Consider the following 17,338-nt stretch of genomic DNA (forward strand, 5'->3'; position numbering starts at 1 on the left):
GTCCCAAGGCCCGGCCTTGTCCGCCGCCGGCGATGCCGGCAGGCGGGCCTGCCGGGCGTTCAGCGAAAACAACCATGACCCCCGACACCCCCGCCCTCCAGGTCCATCAGGCTCGTCAGTTCCTTCGCGGCGCACCGCAACCGTTCGCCCCGCGGTTCACCGCGCCGTCCCCGGCGTGGCGCCTGTTCGACGAATGCATCGAACTGCCGCAGCAGGAGTGGCGCGCACCGAAGAAGATGACGACGACGACGACGACGACGACGACGACGACGAAGCCGGCGCCGTCCGAGGCCGACCTGCAGGCGCACCTGGCGATGCACTACGCGCAGCTGCACCGGCGGCTCGAACGCCAGCTCGGTTGCGCGGACCTTGCCAGCGAATGCCTGCACGACGCCTGGCTGCGCCTGGGAGAGCGGCAACCGCGGGAGGTGCCGGCCAACCCCGAGGCCTACATCTACCGCGTGGCCTGCAACCTCGCGATGGACAGCCTGCGCGAGCGCAAGCGCTGGTCCGGGCTGAGCGAAGAGCGCGCGGACGTCGACGTCATCGCCGACCTGCAGCCCGGCCCCGACCTCATCGCCGAGGCGCGCTCGGAGGTGGCCGCGGTCGACCGGGCGATGCAGCGCCTGCCGCGGCGCCACCGCGCGGTGCTGCTCGCGCTGCGCTGGCACGAGATGTCGCGCCAGGAGGTGGCCCGGCGCCACGGCGTGTCGCTGCGCAAGGTGGACACCGCGCTCAGGCAGGCGCTGGGCGTGCTGCGCTGATGCGAGCCCGAGCCCCGCGCGCGCGCGGCTGTCACGCATCCTGTTGCATAGTCATCCAGGAAGTGGAGGGAGTCAGATGATGAAGTGGATGTCACCCTTGCGGGTCACCATGCAGGAGCTCGATGCGAAGCTCTCGAAGATCGTCGAGCGGGCACGCGACGAACCGGTGGCGGTCAACCGCTACGGCTCGCCCTGGGTCTGGATCGTGAGCCACCAGGCCTGGGTGCAGGCCGACAACCTGCGCGCGCTGGTGCCGCAGAGCCACCCGCTGGTGCCGCTGCGCGACGTGGTGGAAGACGCGCTGCGCTACGAACGCGAACTGCTGGCCGACCTGGAGCGCCAGCACGGCATCACCACGCGCGCATCGACCTTGTTCAAGTGCCTGATGCTGCAGATCATCTACTCGCTGGAAGACGGCGAGAAGGTGCACGAGAGCCTGGCCTACAACATGCTGTTCCGCTGGTTCGTGGGCTTCGAGAAGTTCGCCGACGAGCTGCCGGCGCGCGCCGAATTCACGCGCGAGCTGGACCTGGTGGGCAGCGACGCGCGCGCGGTGCGCGTCATCACGCGCTGCCTGTCGCATTCGCTGCTGCCGGAATCGGGCGAGGGCGATTTCCGCGTCAACCGCGGGCTGCTGCATGCGCTGTCGGCGTGGGCTTGCGCGGCGCCGGGTTCCGTGGCCGGGGTGGTGCCCGGCGTGGTGCCGCCGCATGCCGCGTTGCCGCATGCGGCGATGCGCTAGCTCAGCGCACGGCCCTTGCGATGCCCGGCGTCGCGGGCTGCGGCAGCACCGGCGCGGCGATGCGCTCGACCACGCCGGCCTTGTCGATGCGCACCGCGTCGGCCTCGACGGCTTGCAGCGTGACCGAGCGGGCCAGCGTGTCGCCGACCCGGTAGGCGCGCGCGGCCGCGTCGTTGACCGAGAGCACGGCGACGCCCTGTGCCTCGCCCTTGATCAGCCCCTTGACCACGACGTTCGCCCGCAGTTCGCCGGGGCCGAACCACGCGCCGAGCGCCTCGGCCGCGGGGTCGGCGCGCGTCTCGCGCGCCTGCGCGGAAGGCACCGCCGGCGCGGGCGGCTGCAGCAGGCGCGCCCACGCCACCACGCCCGCGATGCACAGCGCCAGGCCCAGTGCATGAACGATGTATCGGGCGGCGGGTTTCACGGGAGCGGTCATGCGGGCGTCCTTGGCGGTCTGCGGGCTTCGTGTCTATCACAGGGGCGTTGGCGTTTCGTGTCAGTGCGTTCATCGGCCCATCACACGGAGTGCCTAGCATCGCCGCGAAGGAGGGCGCGCATGCCATCACGGACACGGCCGAAGAACGAAGGCGGCTTCTCGCTGATCGAGTTGATGGTCGTGATGGTCATCGTGGGCATCGCCACCGCGGCGATCAGCCTGGGCATCGCGCCCGATCCCGCGCAGGCACTGCGGCGCGACGCGCAGGAGCTGGTGCGGCGCATGGCGGTCGCGCAGAACGAGGTGCGCGTGGACGGTCGCGTGATCGCCTGGGAGGCCGACGCGGACGGCTACCGGTTCGCGCGCGGCACCTGGAGCGACGTGCCGGGCAGCGCGATTGCGGTGGTGTCGACCGCGGGCGTGCTCGACACCTTCGAGCGGGACGACGAGCTGCGCCCGCGCCGCTGGTCCGGCGGCGCGGTCGAGGTGACGCCCGCACGCCCGGTGCTGCTGACCTCCGAGCCGATCGGCGCGGAATGGCGGCTCACGCTGAGGCGCGGCGGCGCCACCGTGAGCGTGCTGCGCGACGCCGCGGGCGGCTACGAGCTTCGCTAGCCATGCGCCGGCCTTCCTTGCGCGGTGCCCGGGGGTTCACGCTGATCGAGGTGCTGATGGCGCTCGCCATCGTGAGCATCGCGCTGGCGGCGATCGTGCGCGCGTCGAGCCTGACCATCACCAACCTCGGCCTGCTGCAGCAGCAGTCGCTGGCCATGCTCTCGGCCGAGAACCGGCTTGCGGAACTGCGGATCGGCCCGCCCCCGGCCACGCCCGGCGTGGTGCGCAGCGCCTGCCCGCAAGGCGGCATGCCGCTGGTCTGCCGCACCGAGATCGGCGTGGCCGCGCAGGGGCTGCGCACGGTCACGGTCGACGTGTATGGGGCCGAGGGGGCCGAGGCGGGCGAGGGGGGCAAGGGGAGCGAGCGGCGCCTGGCGTCGCTGCACACGCGCGTGCAGGAGGGCCGCTAGATGCGGCGGCGAACATCGTCGGGCTTCACGCTGATCGAGGTGATGATCGCGATCGGGCTCATGGCGGTGCTGAGCCTCATGGCGTGGCGCGGCCTGGACGGCGTGAGCCGCGCCAACCACATGCTGGAGGAGCGCACCGACCGCATCGCGCGGCTGATGCGCGCGCTCGATCAACTGGAGCGCGACGTGGCCTTGCGGGCCACCACCGAGATCGTGGCTCGGCGGGCCCCCACCGAGATGCCCGCGCGGCCGGCCGAACTGCTGCCGCCCGCGCTGCAGGTCCGCCGCCAGACCGAACTGCCGCTGTTCCTGGAGATCGTTCGCGCGGCGCCGGCCGCGCCGGGCCAATGGCAGCGCGTGCAATGGTGGCACCGCGGCGGCGCGCTGTACCGCGCGGCCGGCGCGGCCTCGGCGAGCTTTCCGTTGCCGGTGCCGCCGGCCGGCGCGGGCGTCGTGGTGCTGGAGGACGTGACCGCGTTCGAGTTGCGGGCCTGGGAACCAGGCGAAGGCCAGGGGCAGGGCTGGCGCCATCTTCCGGCGGTGGCGCCTGCGCAGGGCCAGGCCACGGGGCTCGAGTTGTCGCTCTCGGTCCGTGGCATCGCGGACAGCGCCCCGCAGCGCTTCAGGCGGGTCTTCGTGCTCGAGTGAGCCGCGCTCCTCGGTCCCCGGGGCCGGCTACTTGGCGTACACCAGGTCCCGCAGCGCCAGCGACACCCACGGCACGTAGGTGATCACCATCAGGCACGCCAGGATCACCAGCACGAAAGGCACCAGGTGCTTCACGATGCGGTCCAGCGAGATGCGCGCCACCGTGCAGGCCGCGAACAGGTTCACGCCGAAGGGCGGCGTGATCATGCCCAGCGCCAGGTTCACGACCATGATCAGCCCGAAGTGCACCGGGTCGATGCCGAAGTGCACCGCCACCGGCGCCAGGATCGGCGCGAGCACGATGATGGCCGCGCTGGTCTCGATGAACATGCCGATCACGAACAGCGCCGCGTTCACGCCCAGCAGGAACATCGCCGGCGACTTCAGCACCTCCTGCAGCCAGTGGCCGATGGCGTCGGGCACGCCCGCGCGCGTGATCAGGAACGCGAACAGTCCCGCGTTGGCGATGACGAACATGATCACCGCCGACGACAGCACCGACTTGCGCAGGATCGCGAACAGGTCCTGCGGCTTGATCTCGCGGTAGATCACCATGCCCACCACCAGCGCATAGAACACGGCCACCGCGGAGGCTTCGGTCGGCGTGAAGATGCCGCCGTAGATGCCGCCCAGGATGATCACCGGCATCAGCAGCGCCCAGCCGGCCTGCCGCAGCGCGCGGCCGAAGGGCATGCGGCCTTCGCCGTCGGTCTTGCCCCAGCCCTTCCACTTGCAGTAGACCCACACGAACAGCATCAGCGCCAGGCTGATCAGGATGCCGGGGCCGAAGCCCGCGATGAACAGCTCGCCGATGGACACCTCGGCGCTCACGCCGTAGAGAATCATCGGGATCGACGGCGGAATGATCACGCCCAGCTCCGCGCTGGTGGCCTGCAGCGCCGCCGCGTACGAGGTGGGGTAGCCGTGCTTGATGAGCGCCGGGATCAGGATGGCGCCGATGGCGAAGGTGGTGGCCACCGACGAGCCCGACACCGCCGCGAAGATCATGCAGGTGAGCACGCAGGTCATCGGCAGGCCGCCCTGCACGCCGCCCACGATGCTCTTGGCGAACTCCACCAGCCGGCGCGAGATGCCGCCGGTTTCCATCAGGTTGCCGGCCAGGATGAAGAACGGAATGGCGGCCAGCGGAAACTTGTTGATCGAGTTGAACATCTCCTTGGCGGAGATGAGCATGTTGGCATTGGTGACCTGGATGCCCAGGATGGATGCCAGGCCGATCGACACGGCCACGGAAACCGACAGTGCGAAGCACAGCACCATCGTTGCGATCATGGTGGTGGTCATTGCGCGGTCTCCAGCTCCAGGCGCTTGGGATCGAGGTAGTTGCCCACGATGCCGAAGAGCGAGAACACCGCGCCCACGGGCAGGGCCATGTAGGCCCAGATCATCGAGAAGCTCTCCAGGCCGGCCATGCTCTGCACGCTGCCGCGAATCGCGTAGTCCCAGCCCCACCGCAGCACGACCAGCATCAGCGCGAGCGCGGCCACGCTCACCACCGCGTCGAGCACGCGGCGCATGCGCGGCGAGCTCCAGCGGTACAGCACGTCCACGCTGACCATCGCGCCCTGGCGAAAGGCCATGGGGATGCCGAGGAACACCATCCAGATCAGGCTCACGCGGATCAGGATTTCGCTCCACTCGGCGGGCTGCTCCAGCACGAAGCGGGTGATGATCTGGAACATGCCGAGGGAGGATGCGATCACCAGCATCACACAGGCCAGGATCATGGACACCAGGGTGGTCCACCTCTCCAGGCCGAGGAACTTGCTTTTCATCTGAAAGTGCTCTGACGGAAATTCAAAAACAGGAACGCCCGCCGGGCCTCATGCCTGGCGGGCGCGATCTTCAGGGCTGCGCCGATGGCGCGCCGGTGCTCACTTGTAGTCGCGGATCTTGTCGAGGTTGGCCTTGCCGAATTCCTTCTCGAACTGGGCATTGACCGGGGCGAGCGCAGCGACGAACTTGGCCTTGTCGACGTTGTCGATCACCGTCACGCCCTTGGCGCGCAGGTCGGCCACGCCTTTGGCGTCGTCCTCGTCGACACGCGCGCGGTTGGCCTTGGTGCCTTCCTTGGCGGCTTCGAGGAAGGCCGTCTTGTCGGCGGCGCTGAGCTTGTCGAAGCTCGCCTTGTTCATCAGGAAGATGCAGGGCGAGTAGACGTGGCCGGTGAGCGACAGGTGCTTTTGCACCTGGTCGAACTTGGCCGAGATGATGACCGGCAGCGGGTTCTCCTGGCCGTCGACCGTGCCTTGCTGCAGCGCGGTGAACACCTCGGGGAAGGCCATGGGCGTGGTGATGATGCCGAAGCCCTTGTAGGCCGCGATGTGCACCGGGTTTTCCATCGTGCGCATCTTCAGGCCCTTGAGGTCCTCGGGGACCTTCACGTCGCGCTTGCTGTTGGTCATGTGGCGGAAACCGTTCTCGGCCCACGCCAGCGCCTTGAAGCCCTTGGCGTCGAACTTGGTCAGCATCTCCTGGCCGATCGGGCCGTCGAGCACGGCGCGCGCATGGGCCTTGTCGCGGAACAGGAAGGGCACGTCGAGGATCTTGGTCTCGGGCACGAAGTTGGGCACCGGGCCGGTCGAGGAGAACGCGAGCTCCTGCGTGCCCAGCTGCACCGCCTCGATCGACTCGCGCTCGCCGCCGAGCGCGCCGTTGTAGAAGGTCTGCACCTTGTAGCGGCCGCCGGTGCGCTTCTCGACTTCCTTGGCGAAGGTGTCGATCGCCACGCCCTGGTGGGAGTTCTGTGCCGTGGAGATGCTGATCTTCATGGTCGTCTGCGCGAAGGCGACCGAACTCAGGGCGAGCGAAAGGCAAGCGGCGGCGATGGGGCCGAATTTCATGGTGTCTCCGGGGAGTTGATGTCAGGAACGCGTCAGGCGCGCTTGAACCGACTATGCAACACCCGGGAGCTTCACCGCGTCGGGATTTTCACGGACGTAATCACGAATTACGGCCTCGAAGCTCGGATCGGCCGTGAGCCCCAGCGCCTTGGCGCGCGCCGTCTCGAAGCGGCCGGGCCAGGTCTTCACGATGCGCATGATGGCCGCATCGGGCGCGCGGTCGAGCAGGGCGGTGGCCGCCTTGCCGGCCACGCGCTCCAGCGCCGCGGCCATGTCGCCCACGGTGGTGGCCAGCGAGGGCAGGTTGAGCGCGGTGCGCGGGCCCCATTCGGCGTCGGTGGCCTCGGCGGCGCGAACGATCCCCTCGATCGTGCGCGCGGGTGACGCAATGGCGACAGGCGTGCTGTCGGGCACCGGGCAGGCGGCCGGCAGGCCGGCCAGCGGCTCGCGGACCATGCCGCTGAAGAAACCCGAGGCCGCGCCGTTGGGCTTGCCCGGGCGCACGCTCACCGTCATGAGCCGCACGCTGCGCCCGCGCACGAAGCCCTTGCGCGTGAAGTCGGCCACCAGCTGCTCGCCGATGAATTTCTGGATGCCGTAGCTGGTCTGCGGCGTGGGCAGCGTCTGGTCCACGATCACTTCGGGCAGCGGCTGCTCGGGCGAGTCGCCGAACACCGCCAGCGAGCTGGCGAACACCAGCACCGGCTTCGTGCCCAGTGCGCGCACCCGTTCGAGCAGCGCGTGCGTGGCCGCGAAATTGCTGCGCATGCCGAGGTCGAAGTCGGCCTCGCATTCGCCGCTGACGGCGGCGGCCAGATGGAAGATGGCGTCGGCTTCGCGCCAGAAGGCCGCGTGCGGCGCGGCCAGTTGGTCGTTGAGGTCGCCGGTGACGGCGGCGATGCGCGCGTCGGCCGCCAGGTCGGCCGGCGGGGCCGCGCGGTCGACCAGCGTGATGCGTGAAATGGGCCGCGGCGCCGCGCCCGCGAGCGACAGCTGGCCTTGCGCGAGCAAGGTGCGGGCGAGGCGTGCGCCCAGGAAGCCGGCGCCGCCGGTGATGACGATGTGCATGGGTGTCTTGTCTCCTTGTCCGGCGAGGATAGCGCCCACCCGTGCAGCACAATTTGCGCATGAAAGAACTTCCCCCGGATTTCCTCGCCGCCTTGCGGCTCCCCGTGCGGCAAGAAGCCGACCTGGACTCGCAGCAGGCCTTCTTCCAGCGCCCGGCGGTCCTGGCGTTCTACGCCGACGTGGCGCAGGGGCCGGGCAGCGACGATGTGCTGCGCGCGAGCGCCGCGCTGCTGCCCGACCTGCATCCGCACCGGGCCGCATTGCTGGCTTTGTTCTGCGGCGCGCTGGTGGAGAACGGGGCCGACCCGCACCTGATGTTCGATGCGGCGCGGCAGCTGATGGGGCGCTTGCTCGCGGCGCTGGCGCCGTACTGCGCGACGGAGCCGATGGAGATCGAGGAGGTGGAGGAGGTGGAGGAAGGCGAAGAAGCCGAACAGCAGGACGAAGAAGAACTCGCGGCCTGGCAGGCCGCCAATGCCGCACGCGAGGCGCTGGCACCGCCGGCGCGCTTCGAGGTCGACGCGCTTCGAACGGCGGTCGATCTGCTGGTGCTGCCGATGATGGCCATGACGGTGCGCGACGTGCGCAACCACCGCGCGCTGCTGGCCGACGGCGAACTGGTGGCGCATCTCGAATCCATGCATGCCAACGATTCGCTGCCGTTCGAGGGCTTGCACTTCCTGCACGGCGCGGCCTTGCTGTCCTACGAAGACGAGCTGGTGGTGCTGCTGCCGACCTCGCGGGCGGGGATGATCGTTCGCGCCCACGGCGTCAACAACAACTTCCATGCGTTCTCGCTGCTGCAGGACCTGATGGAAACGCACGCGCAGCAGCTCGGCATCCGGCAACCGCCGCGCACGCGCCGCGAAGCTGAAGACAGCGACGCCGCCGCCTACCTGTGGCTGCAGGCGCCGGCCTTCTCGAAGGGCGAGCTGGTCGACACCATGGCCTGGTGCTGGGGCGAAGGCACGCTGCGCGAGAACGTCCGCAGGCAGGGGCGGCTGGTGCTCGTCGCGCTGGAAACGCAGGACAAGCCGAACCGCAGCTGGAACGGCTTCAACCACGTGCTGCATTCCGAGCAGGACCCGCACGTGGCGCTGGTGCGCTTCCTCGCGCCCGACGAGGTCGCTGCGTACCTGGCCTGAGACGCGCCGCCGGGCGCTGAGCCAAGAGATCAAGAAAGCAAAAAGCCCTCCGAAGAGGGCTTTTTCAAATGGCGCGCAGGCGCCTTACATGCCGACGTAGTTCGGTCCGCCGCCGCCTTCCGGCGTGACCCACACGATGTTCTGCGTCGGGTCCTTGATGTCGCAGGTCTTGCAGTGCACGCAGTTCTGCGCGTTGATCTGCAGGCGCTGCTTGCCGTCGTCGGTGCCCACGAACTCGTACACGCCGGCCGGGCAGTAGCGGCTCTCGGGGCCCGCGAACTTGGCCAGGTTCACGTTCACCGGCACCGTTGCGTCTTTCAGCGTCAGGTGGGCCGGTTGCTGCTCTTCATGGTTGGTGTTGCTGATGAACACGCTGGACAGGCGGTCGAAGGTGAGCTTGCCGTCGGGCTTCGGATACACGATGGGCTTGCACTCCGACGCCGGCTTCAGGTACAGGTGGTCGGGCTTGTTGCGGCGCAGCGTCCATGGGATGTGGCCCTTGAGCAGCCACTGCTCCACGCCGTTCATGAACGTCGCGATGCCCAGGCCCTTCTTGAACCAGGCCTTGAAGTTGCGCGCCTTGTTCAGCTCTGCATGCAGCCAGCTCTTCTCGAACGCGGCCGGGTAGGCCGTGAGTTCGTCGTGCTGGCGGCCGGCCTGCACCGCGTCGAAAGCGGCCTCGGCGCACAGCATGCCGGTCTTGATGGCGGCGTGGCTGCCCTTGATGCGGCTCACGTTGAGGTAGCCGGCTTCGCAGCCGACCAGCGCGCCGCCCGGGAACACCGTCTTGGGCAGCGACATCAGGCCGCCCGCCGTGATGGCGCGCGCGCCGTAGCCGATGCGCTTGGCGGGCTTGATGCCCTTGGCCTCGTCGCCTTCGAGGTACCAGCGGATGTTGGGGTGCAGCTTCCAGCGCTGCATTTCCTCGAACGGGCTCAGGTACGGGTTGCTGTAGTCCAGGCCCGTGATGAAGCCCATGGTGACCTTGTTGTCCTCCATGTGGTACAGGAAGGCGCCGCCGTAGGTATCGCTGTTCATGGGCCAGCCGGCCGTGTGCAGCACGAAGCCGGGCTGGTGGCGCTGGGGGTCGATTTCCCACACTTCCTTCACGCCGAGGCCGTAGGTCTGCGGGTCCTTGCCGGCGTCGAGCTTGTACTTCGCGATGAGCTGGCGGCCCAGGTGGCCGCGCGCGCCTTCGGCGAACACCGTGTACTTGCCCAGAAGCTCCATGCCGAGCTGGAAGTTCTCGGTGGGCTCGCCGTCCTTGCCGACGCCCATGTTGCCGGTGGCCACGCCGCGCAGCGAGCCGTCTTCGTTGTAGAGCACCTCGGCGGCGGGGAAGCCGGGGAAGATTTCCACGCCGAGGTTCTCGGCCTGCTGGGCCAGCCACTTGGTGAAGGCGCCCAGGCTGATGATGTAGTTGCCGTGGTTCTGGAAGCAGGCCGGCAGGAAGGCGTTGGGGGTGCGCAGGCCCGACTTCTCGCCCAGGAACACCATGGCGTCGTCGGTGACGGGCTGGTTCAGCGGGGCGCCGAGTTCCTTCCAGTCGGGCAGCAGCTCGTTCAGGGCGCGCGGGTCCATGATGGCGCCCGAGAGGATGTGCGCGCCGGGCTCGGAGCCCTTTTCGAGCACGACGACGGAGATTTCCTTCTCCTGCTGCGCAGCGAGCTGCTTGAGCCTGATCGCGGTCGAGAGGCCGGCCGGGCCGCCGCCGACCACGACCACGTCGTATTCCATGGCTTCCCGAGGGCCGAACTGGGCGAGGATTTCGTCGTGCGTCATGTGGGTTGGGTCGATAATGATTTTTCGAGGCGCGGGGCATTGCATCCCGGATTGCGGGGCATTTTATGCGGCGTCCAGGGCCAGCCCCTGTCATCCATGGGCGCGGCTTGCGCACCACCTTCGCGTCACCCTTCGCGTCACCTTCGCGACTCCACGGGATTCAAGTTCATGGCCTACAGCATCGATCTCTCCGGCCGCGTGGCCTTCGTCACCGGCGCCTCCAGCGGGCTCGGCGCCCAATTCGCCAAGACGCTGGCGCGCGCCGGCGCCGCCGTGGTGCTGGCCAGCCGCCGCGTGGAGAAGCTCAAGGAGCTGCGCGCGCGCATCGAAGGCGAGGGCGGCGACGCCCACGTGGTCGAGCTCGACGTGACCGATGTCGGCAGCATCAAGGCCGCCGTGGCGCGCGCCGAGACCGAGGTCGGGCCCATCGACGTGCTGGTCAACAATTCGGGCGTGAGCACCACGCAGCGCCTGGAGGACGTGACGCCCGACGACTACGACTACATCTTCGACACCAACGTCAAAGGCTCCTTCTTCGTGGCGCAAGAGGTGGCCAAGCGCATGCTGGCGCGCGCCAAGGGCACGGCGCCGGGCACCTACATCGGCGGGCGCATCATCAACATCGCCTCGTCGGCGGCACTGAAGGTCATGCCGCAGATCGGCACCTATTGCATGAGCAAGGCGGCCGTGGTGCAGATGACCAAGGCCATGGCGCTGGAGTGGGGCCGCTTCGGCATCAACGTGAACGCGCTGTGCCCGGGCTACATCACCACAGAACTGAATGAAGAACACTGGAGCACCGAAGGCGGCGCCAAGCTGGTCAGCATGCTGCCGCGCAAGCGCGTGGGCAAGCCCGAAGACCTGGACGGCCTGATCGTGCTGCTGGCCAGCGGCCAGAGCCACTTCGTGAACGGCGCCGTCATCGCGGCCGACGACGGGTTCGCGCTCTGAGTCCGAGGGCCTGGGCGGGCATTGCCGCCGGCCTGGGCGCGGGGGCGCTGTGGGGGCTGGTTTTCGTGGCGCCGCGCATGGTGGGCCACTTCGGCATGGTGGACATCACCGCCGCGCGCTTCCTGGTGTTCGGTGCCGTCTCGGGGCTCGCGGTGTTCGCGCGGCCGGCCGCCGTGCGCTGGCCCAGCCGGCAACAGGCGCTGGCGGCGCTGGGGCTCAGCGTGCTGGGCTTCAGCGGCTACTACCTGCTGCTGGCCTTCGGCATCCAGGCGGCCGGCACCGAGGTGCCGAGCCTGATCATCGGCACGATTCCCGTCTGGATGATGCTGCTGGGCCGCCCCGTGGGCCTGCAGATGCGTGCGCTGCTGCCGGGGCTGCTGCTCACCGGCGCGGGCATCGCGCTCATGGTCTACGGGGCCTGGTCCGCGCAGCACGCGGCCGATGCGGGTGGCAGCGGCGCACGCTTCGGCTGGGGCATCGCGCTGGCCGTGGCCGCCATGGTGAGCTGGACCGTGTACGGCCTGCTCAACGCCGCCTGGCTGCAGCGCCACACCGAACTCCACGCGGCCGACTGGGCCAACTGGCTCGGCGTGGCGACCGGCCTGGGCGCCTTGCTGCTGTGGCTGGTTGCGGGCAGCGACGTGGCCACGCTGCAGTCGCGCCCCGACGGCATGCTGTTCGTGTGGATCGCGCTGGCCGGCGGCTTCGGCTCGTCGTGGCTCGCCACCATCCTCTGGAACATCGCGAGCCAGCGCCTGTCCGCCAGCCTGTGCGGCCAGCTGATCGTCAGCGAGACGCTGTTCGCGCTGCTCTATTCCTTCGTCTGGGACGGCCGCTGGCCGCAGGCCACCGAGTGGGTGGCGGCGGCGCTGTTCGTGCTGGGCATCCTCGCATCCATCAAGGCGCACCGATGAGAATCGAAATTCCCGAAAAGAAGAAGCTCGTGTACGAAATGTCCATTCCCATCCGCTGGGGCGACATGGACGCCATGGGCCACCTGAACAACGGCACCTACTTTCGCTACCTGGAGACGGCGCGCATCGACTGGATGCATTCCATCGGCTTCGAGCCCGAGCCGGGCGGCGAGGGCATGGTGATCGTCAACGCCTTCTGCAATTTCTACCGGCAGATCGAGTACCCGGGCAAGGTGCTGCTGAAGATGTACGTGAGCGACCCCGGCCGCACCACCTTCGAGACCTGGGGCACCATGGCCCTCGCCGAAGAGCCCGACGTCATCTGCGCCGCCGGCGGCGCCACCACCATCTGGGTCGACTTTCCGAAGCAGAAGGCACTGGCCCTGCCCGACTGGCTGCGCACGCTGGTGAGCGAGTGAGGCACACGCGATGAAACCGAAGCTCCTCGCGCTGGTTTCCTTCGCCTTGCTTGCCGCATCGGCCCATGCGCAGACCAAGGCACCGACCCAGGCTCCCCTCAAGCCCGCCGCCACCGAATGCCCTGCCAACGTGCCGTACCTGAGCGCCGAGGCGGTGAAGACCGCGGGCTTCGAACTCCCCGTGTTCAAGCGCTACTGCTACACCGACACCTCGGGCAGCTACGCGCTGCTGCTCGGCGAGAAGCAGGACGCGCCGTTCGCCGAGGAACTGCTGTCGTCCACCATCCAGGCCGCGCTCTACAAGGTCGAGGGCGGCAATGCGCTGGCGAAGCAATGGTCGATTCGCGACTTTGCCGCCAAGGACGAGGCGGGCGTCAACTTCCGCTCGAAGCTCATCGAGCTCGCGGACATCGACGGTGACGGGCTGGTCGACCCCGTGCTCGTGTACCGCTTCTTCAACCAGGAAGACGCCGGGCACATCGACAACGACGACTACCTGGGACGCATCAAGATCCTCACCTTCCACAAGGGCAGCAAGGCGACGGTCCACGCCATCACCGGCCATCTCGACGGCGAGCGCAGGACCACCGGCAACAGCAACTACTTCGCCTTGCCGAAGGCGGTGCAGCGCCATCTCGTGAAGAAGATGATCGCGATGACCCAGGCCGGGCAATTCGGCTTCGACAACTCCGACGACTTCGTGCCGAAGAAGGAATCCGCCCGGCGCTGAGGCTCAGGCGGGCTGCAGCACGATGCGCGCCTCGAAGCCGCGCGCCGCGCCCTGCGGCGGCGACGACAGCTGCAGCCTGGCGTTGTGCTTCTCGACGATGGTGCCCACGATCGACAGGCCCAGCCCGTAGCCGGCGCGGTCGGAGCTGTGGCGCACGTGGCGCTGCTGCAGTGTCTGCAGCTGCTCGGGGTTCACGCCGGCGCCGAAGTCGCGCACGGCCAGCGTGCAGGGCGACATCACCTCGAGCACCACGCGCCCGCCGCCGTAGCGCAGGGCGTTCTCCACCAGGTTGCGCAGCGCGATGGCCAGCGCGTCGACGTCGCCGAGCGCGACCGGCGCGTCGACGTCGGGCACCTTGAGCGTGAGCCGCTCGTTGATCTGCGCGTCCTGCCAGAACTCCTGCGCCACCGTGCCCGCGAGTTGCACCAGGTCGACCTGCGCGCGCGTGAGCGACGCGCCCGACTCCGCGCGCGACAGCTGCAGCAGCTTCTCGGCGCGGTGGCTCAGCATCTGCAGCGCGTCGAGCGCGGCCTGCACGTCGTTGCGCCGCAGGTCGTGCTCCAGCGCGGTCTGCAGCCGCAGCCGCGCCGCGGCCAGCGGCGTGCGCAGCTCGTGCGCGGCATTCGCGGCCAGTGCGCGCTCGACGTCGAGCGACTGCGACAGCCGCTCCAGCAGCCGGTTGACGTGGTCGCCCACCGAGCGCAGCTCGTGCGGCAGGCCGGCCTCCAGGGCAATGGGCCGCAGGTCGGCGCCGCTGCGCTTCTCGATCTCGCCGGCCATCTGCTGCAGCACGCGCAGCTCGGTGCGCGCCACGTTGCGCAGCACCAGCGCGAGCAGCGGCAGCACCGCGCCCAGCGGAATGATCAGGCCGAAGAGCGTGCGGTTGAGGGCGTGGCGGCGCTCGTCCAGCGGGTCCGCCACCTGGAAGAACAGGCCCAGCGTCGGGTGGCGCACGGTGTAGATGCGCCAGCTCGGGTTGTTCGCGAAGCCGGCGGCCAGCGGCACGTCGAAGGTGTCGGCGGGGGCCTCGGCCGAGCGCAGCAGCACGTGCTCGTGCAGGTCCATGATCTGGTAGATCACCGCGTCTTCGGAGAAGAGCTGCTTGGGCGCGATCAGCGGCTGGCGCGGGGGGTCTTCGCCGGGGTGCTGCAGCTTCTCGAGTTCCTGCACGGCCATGGCGAACATGCGGTGCGAGACCTCGACCAGTTCGTTGTCGAAGTTGTGGTTGATCTCGCGGTCCACGTACCAGACCACGGCGAACACGCACAGCAGCCACACCCCGCCGACCCACACGATCAGCGTGCGCGTCAGCCGGCCGGCGAGCGAGTCGCGCCCGGCCACGAAGCGGCGCGTGGTCATTCGTCGTCGTCCGCCGAGAACGACAGCCGGTAGCCCAGCCCGCGCAGGGTCTGGATGTGGCTGCGGCCCAGCTTGCGCCGCAGCCGGCTGATGAACACCTCCAGCGTGTTGCTGTCGGCCTCGTCGCCGAAGCCGTAGAGGGCGTCCGCCAGGTTCTCGCGCGTGTGGATGCGCTCGGGGCGCGTGGCCATCACGCGCAGCAGCGCCCATTCCTTCTGCGTCAGCGTGATCGGCGAGCCGTCCTTGCGCACCATGTCGTGGGCCAGGTCGATCTCGAGCGTGCCGAGCTTCAGCACGGGCGAGTTGTTGGCGCTGCGCCGGCGCTCCACCGCGCGCAGCCGCGCCAGCAGCTCGGCCGGGTCGTAGGGCTTGATGAGGTAGTCGTCGGCGCCCGCATCGAGGCCTCGGATGCGGTCGGTGACCTGGTCGCGCGCGGTCAGCACGATGACGATGGGGCGCTCGGGCAGGGCGCGCACCTGCGGCAGCAGCGACAGGCCGTCGCCGTCGCCCAGGTGCAGGTCGAGCAGCACCGCCGCGTACTGCACCGCGAGCAGCGCGCCGCGCGCGTCGGCCAGGCTGGGCGCCACGTCCACCACGAAGGCCTTGGCCATCAGGTAGCTGCAGACGGCATCTGCCAGAGAGTTGTCATCTTCGACAAGCAAGATGCGCACGCCATGTCCTTGGAACAAAAAAAGAAGTCTAGCGCGACGGAATTGCAACACCCCGAAAAGTCAGATTCGGTTCAGGTTGCTTCAGGCTGGGTTCATTCCGCAAACGTAGGCTCGCGGCTGTTTTTCAGTCCTGCCTCCGTTCATGACACGTTTCCCGAATTTTCGCCTGGGGGTGCTGACCCTGCTTGCACTGGCTGCATTGATGGCATGGGACGCGACGGGCGGGGACCTCGCGCTGGCGCGCATGGCGGGCTCTTATCTAGGGTTTCCCCTGCGTTCGAACCCTTTCATGGTCCACGTCATGCATGAAGGCGCGCGCGACCTCAGCTGGGTGCTGGTGACGGCGCTGTTCATCGCCATCCGCTGGCCGGTGGGCTTTTTGCGCGGCCTGTCCGCGGGCGGGCGCGTCCAGCTGGCGCTGACGGTGCTGGCCGCGGTGGTCGCCGTCAGCGTGCTCAAGCATGCCAGCCACACCAGCTGCCCCTGGGACCTGCAGGAATTCGGCGGCGCGGCGCGCTACGTGTCGCACTGGTCCTGGGGCGTCGACGACGGCGGCCCCGGCGGCTGCTTCCCGGCCGGCCATGCCTCGGCCGCCTTCGCCTACATGGGCGGGTATTTCGTGCTGCGCCGGGTGTCGCCCCGCGTGGCCGCCATCTGGCTGGGCGTGGCGGTGGCCGCGGGGCTCGCGCTGGGCGTGTCGCAGCAGCTGCGGGGCGCGCACTACATGAGCCACACCTTCTGGACCGCCTGGGTCTGCTGGGTGGTGGGTTTCGGCATCGACCTGGTGGTGACGCGCTTCCACCCGCGTGCGGCCGTGAAGCCCGCCGTTGCCGCGCATGCAGGATCTTGATTTCGCCCTGTTCCGGCTGGTCAACGCGGGCCCCACGGTGCCGGCCTGGACCCTGCGTTTCGCCGAATTCGCCTCCGACCTGCTGCCGGCCCTGCTGATGCTCGTGGTCGGCGCCTGCGCGCTGGTCAGCCGGCGCTGGCGCTACGCGCTGTTCACCGCGCTCGTGAGCCTGCTGGCCGTGTGGCTGCTGGTGAACCTGGTCCGCACGCTGGCGCCGATGCCGCGGCCCGCCTTCTACGGCCTGGGCATCCAGTGGGTGCCGCAGGGCGTGCGCCCGGGTTTCCCCAGCCTGCACGCGGCCGGTGCCTTCGCCGCGGCTTTCTCGCTCTGGTGCCTGCCGTCTCGCGCGCCGATGATCGCGGCGCTGCTGGTGGCGGCGGCGGTGGCCTGGAGCCGGGTGTACCTGGGCCTGCATTTCCCTTCGGACATCGCCGCCGCGGCCATGCTGGGCGCGCTGGTGTCGCTGGTGGTGGAGCGCGGGGTGAGCCGGCCGCTGAGCCAGGCCGCTTCCGGGCCTGTCGTGGCGCGCTGGCGAGCGCGGGTGCGCAGGGCCCGAGCGGCAAACGGGCAGGCACCGACCAGCAACCCGGCAGCAACGCCGTAGGGTGGTTCAGGCTTCTTTCAGGCTGGCCCTCTAAATTCGATGCATGTCTGTTTCACGAACAGCCTCCGCGCCGCTGCAGCGCGTAGGCTCCCCTGAGTCCTCCCCCTCCCAAACCCCCCGGCCACCGGTGTCCGGTGCGCCCTGGACGCGCTTCAATCTGTGGCTGGCGCAGCCGCGCTCGGCCGGCATGGTCGTGCTGTGGCTGAGCCTCTACCTGGTCCTGACCACCAACTGGCCGCTGTGGAACGAACTGGCCCGCATCGGCGGCGCGCCCAGCACCTACCTGCCCACCATCGCCGTCATGAGCCTGCTCACGCTGTGCGGCACGGTGGCCATCCTGTCGTTCACGGCCTGGTCGCGCTGGAT

General features: G+C 69.1%; 20 protein-coding genes and 1 pseudogene. 13 read left to right on the forward strand and 8 right to left on the reverse strand.

The window, feature by feature from the left end; translation table 11 throughout:
* Positions 1-74 precede the first annotated feature (74 nt).
* Both BM004_RS30560 and BM004_RS30565 read left to right on the forward strand, forming a co-directional pair.
* Entirely contained in the window at positions 75-764 is a 690-nt protein-coding gene (locus BM004_RS30560; RefSeq protein ID WP_177206651.1) for an RNA polymerase sigma factor, read from the forward strand.
* A 79-nt stretch (positions 765-843) separates the two neighbouring features.
* On the forward strand, positions 844-1,506 hold the full coding sequence (locus tag BM004_RS30565) for a transposase (protein ID WP_177206652.1): 663 nt from the start codon (positions 844-846) through the stop codon (positions 1,504-1,506).
* Position 1,507: 1 nt separating this feature from the next.
* Here BM004_RS30565 and BM004_RS30570 read toward each other — a convergent pair whose 3' ends face one another.
* Positions 1,508-1,942 carry a type II secretion system protein N gene (locus BM004_RS30570; RefSeq protein WP_093218972.1) on the reverse strand — a complete coding sequence of 145 codons (435 nt, stop codon included), beginning with the start codon at positions 1,940-1,942 and terminating at the stop codon, positions 1,508-1,510.
* Between the two features lie 120 nt (positions 1,943-2,062).
* Here BM004_RS30570 and BM004_RS30575 point away from each other — a divergent pair, with 120 nt between their 5' ends.
* Genes BM004_RS30575 through BM004_RS30585 form a run of 3 tightly spaced genes read left to right on the forward strand, consistent with a single transcriptional unit; the run spans position 2,063 to position 3,615 of the window.
* Entirely contained in the window at positions 2,063-2,557 is a 495-nt protein-coding gene (locus tag BM004_RS30575; protein ID WP_093218973.1) for a prepilin-type N-terminal cleavage/methylation domain-containing protein, read from the forward strand.
* Between the two features lie 2 nt (positions 2,558-2,559).
* Complete coding sequence (gene gspI, locus BM004_RS30580; RefSeq protein ID WP_093218975.1) at positions 2,560-2,967, forward strand: type II secretion system minor pseudopilin GspI; 408 nt, start codon at positions 2,560-2,562, stop codon at positions 2,965-2,967.
* Entirely contained in the window at positions 2,968-3,615 is a 648-nt protein-coding gene (locus BM004_RS30585; protein ID WP_093218977.1) for a prepilin-type N-terminal cleavage/methylation domain-containing protein, read from the forward strand. It abuts the gene before it with no gap.
* 27 nt (positions 3,616-3,642) lie between these two features.
* Here the strand turns inward: BM004_RS30585 and BM004_RS30590 are convergent, their stop codons facing one another.
* The 4 genes from BM004_RS30590 to denD all read right to left on the reverse strand — a co-directional run bounded on the left by BM004_RS30590 (position 3,643) and on the right by denD (position 7,547).
* Positions 3,643-4,920 carry a TRAP transporter large permease gene (locus BM004_RS30590; RefSeq protein WP_093218978.1) on the reverse strand — a complete coding sequence of 426 codons (1,278 nt, stop codon included), beginning with the start codon at positions 4,918-4,920 and terminating at the stop codon, positions 3,643-3,645.
* Positions 4,917-5,411: a TRAP transporter small permease gene (locus tag BM004_RS30595; protein WP_093218980.1), complete on the reverse strand. Its 495-nt coding sequence runs from the start codon at positions 5,409-5,411 to the stop codon at positions 4,917-4,919. The genes BM004_RS30590 and BM004_RS30595 overlap by 4 nt, the downstream gene beginning before the upstream one ends.
* A 99-nt stretch (positions 5,412-5,510) precedes the next feature.
* Positions 5,511-6,479 (reverse strand): TRAP transporter substrate-binding protein, encoded by a 969-nt coding sequence (locus BM004_RS30600; RefSeq protein WP_093136004.1) that lies wholly within the window; start codon positions 6,477-6,479, stop codon positions 5,511-5,513.
* A gap of 51 nt (positions 6,480-6,530) precedes the next feature.
* Positions 6,531-7,547 (reverse strand): D-erythronate dehydrogenase, encoded by a 1,017-nt coding sequence (denD, locus tag BM004_RS30605; RefSeq protein ID WP_093218981.1) that lies wholly within the window; start codon positions 7,545-7,547, stop codon positions 6,531-6,533.
* A gap of 59 nt (positions 7,548-7,606) precedes the next feature.
* On the opposite strand from denD, the gene BM004_RS30610 reads away from it, so the two are divergent.
* Positions 7,607-8,692, forward strand: a complete 1,086-nt coding sequence (locus BM004_RS30610) for a hypothetical protein (protein WP_093218983.1) — start codon at positions 7,607-7,609, stop codon at positions 8,690-8,692.
* An 84-nt stretch (positions 8,693-8,776) separates the two neighbouring features.
* Here the strand turns inward: BM004_RS30610 and BM004_RS30615 are convergent, their stop codons facing one another.
* Positions 8,777-10,474: an electron transfer flavoprotein-ubiquinone oxidoreductase gene (locus BM004_RS30615; RefSeq protein WP_093218984.1), complete on the reverse strand. Its 1,698-nt coding sequence runs from the start codon at positions 10,472-10,474 to the stop codon at positions 8,777-8,779.
* 168 nt (positions 10,475-10,642) lie between these two features.
* On the opposite strand from BM004_RS30615, the gene BM004_RS30620 reads away from it, so the two are divergent.
* The 4 genes from BM004_RS30620 to BM004_RS30635 are packed head-to-tail and all read left to right on the forward strand — an operon-like array spanning position 10,643 to position 13,488.
* Complete coding sequence (locus BM004_RS30620) at positions 10,643-11,425, forward strand: SDR family oxidoreductase (RefSeq protein ID WP_093218986.1); 783 nt, start codon at positions 10,643-10,645, stop codon at positions 11,423-11,425.
* Between the two features lie 20 nt (positions 11,426-11,445).
* The gene (locus tag BM004_RS30625) at positions 11,446-12,339 is read left to right on the forward strand and encodes a DMT family transporter (RefSeq protein WP_093218987.1); all 894 of its coding nucleotides are present in this window, start codon (positions 11,446-11,448) and stop codon (positions 12,337-12,339) included.
* Positions 12,336-12,758, forward strand: coding sequence for an acyl-CoA thioesterase (locus tag BM004_RS30630; RefSeq protein ID WP_093218989.1), 423 nt, complete (start codon positions 12,336-12,338; stop codon positions 12,756-12,758). The genes BM004_RS30625 and BM004_RS30630 overlap by 4 nt, the downstream gene beginning before the upstream one ends.
* A gap of 10 nt (positions 12,759-12,768) precedes the next feature.
* Entirely contained in the window at positions 12,769-13,488 is a 720-nt protein-coding gene (locus tag BM004_RS30635) for a M949_RS01915 family surface polysaccharide biosynthesis protein (RefSeq protein ID WP_093218990.1), read from the forward strand.
* A 3-nt stretch (positions 13,489-13,491) separates the two neighbouring features.
* Here BM004_RS30635 and BM004_RS30640 read toward each other — a convergent pair whose 3' ends face one another.
* The gene (locus tag BM004_RS30640) at positions 13,492-14,847 is read right to left on the reverse strand and encodes a sensor histidine kinase (protein ID WP_093136027.1); all 1,356 of its coding nucleotides are present in this window, start codon (positions 14,845-14,847) and stop codon (positions 13,492-13,494) included.
* On the reverse strand, positions 14,844-15,518 hold the full coding sequence (locus BM004_RS30645; RefSeq protein WP_093136030.1) for a response regulator transcription factor: 675 nt from the start codon (positions 15,516-15,518) through the stop codon (positions 14,844-14,846). Before BM004_RS30645 ends, BM004_RS30640 begins: the two co-directional genes overlap by 4 nt.
* A 142-nt stretch (positions 15,519-15,660) precedes the next feature.
* On the opposite strand from BM004_RS30645, the gene BM004_RS30650 reads away from it, so the two are divergent.
* The 3 genes and pseudogenes from BM004_RS30650 to BM004_RS30660 form a co-directional block, all read left to right on the forward strand.
* Entirely contained in the window at positions 15,661-16,368 is a 708-nt protein-coding gene (locus BM004_RS30650) for a phosphatase PAP2 family protein (RefSeq protein WP_093218992.1), read from the forward strand.
* Positions 16,355-16,972: a phosphatase PAP2 family protein gene (locus tag BM004_RS30655; RefSeq protein ID WP_093219010.1), complete on the forward strand. Its 618-nt coding sequence runs from the start codon at positions 16,355-16,357 to the stop codon at positions 16,970-16,972. Before BM004_RS30650 ends, BM004_RS30655 begins: the two co-directional genes overlap by 14 nt.
* Positions 16,973-17,099: 127 nt before the next feature.
* Positions 17,100-17,338 (forward strand): annotated as a pseudogene (locus BM004_RS30660) (phosphoethanolamine transferase); the annotation flags it as partial.

The organism is Variovorax sp. OK212 (genome assembly GCF_900112425.1).
GTDB lineage: Bacteria > Pseudomonadota > Gammaproteobacteria > Burkholderiales > Burkholderiaceae_C > Variovorax.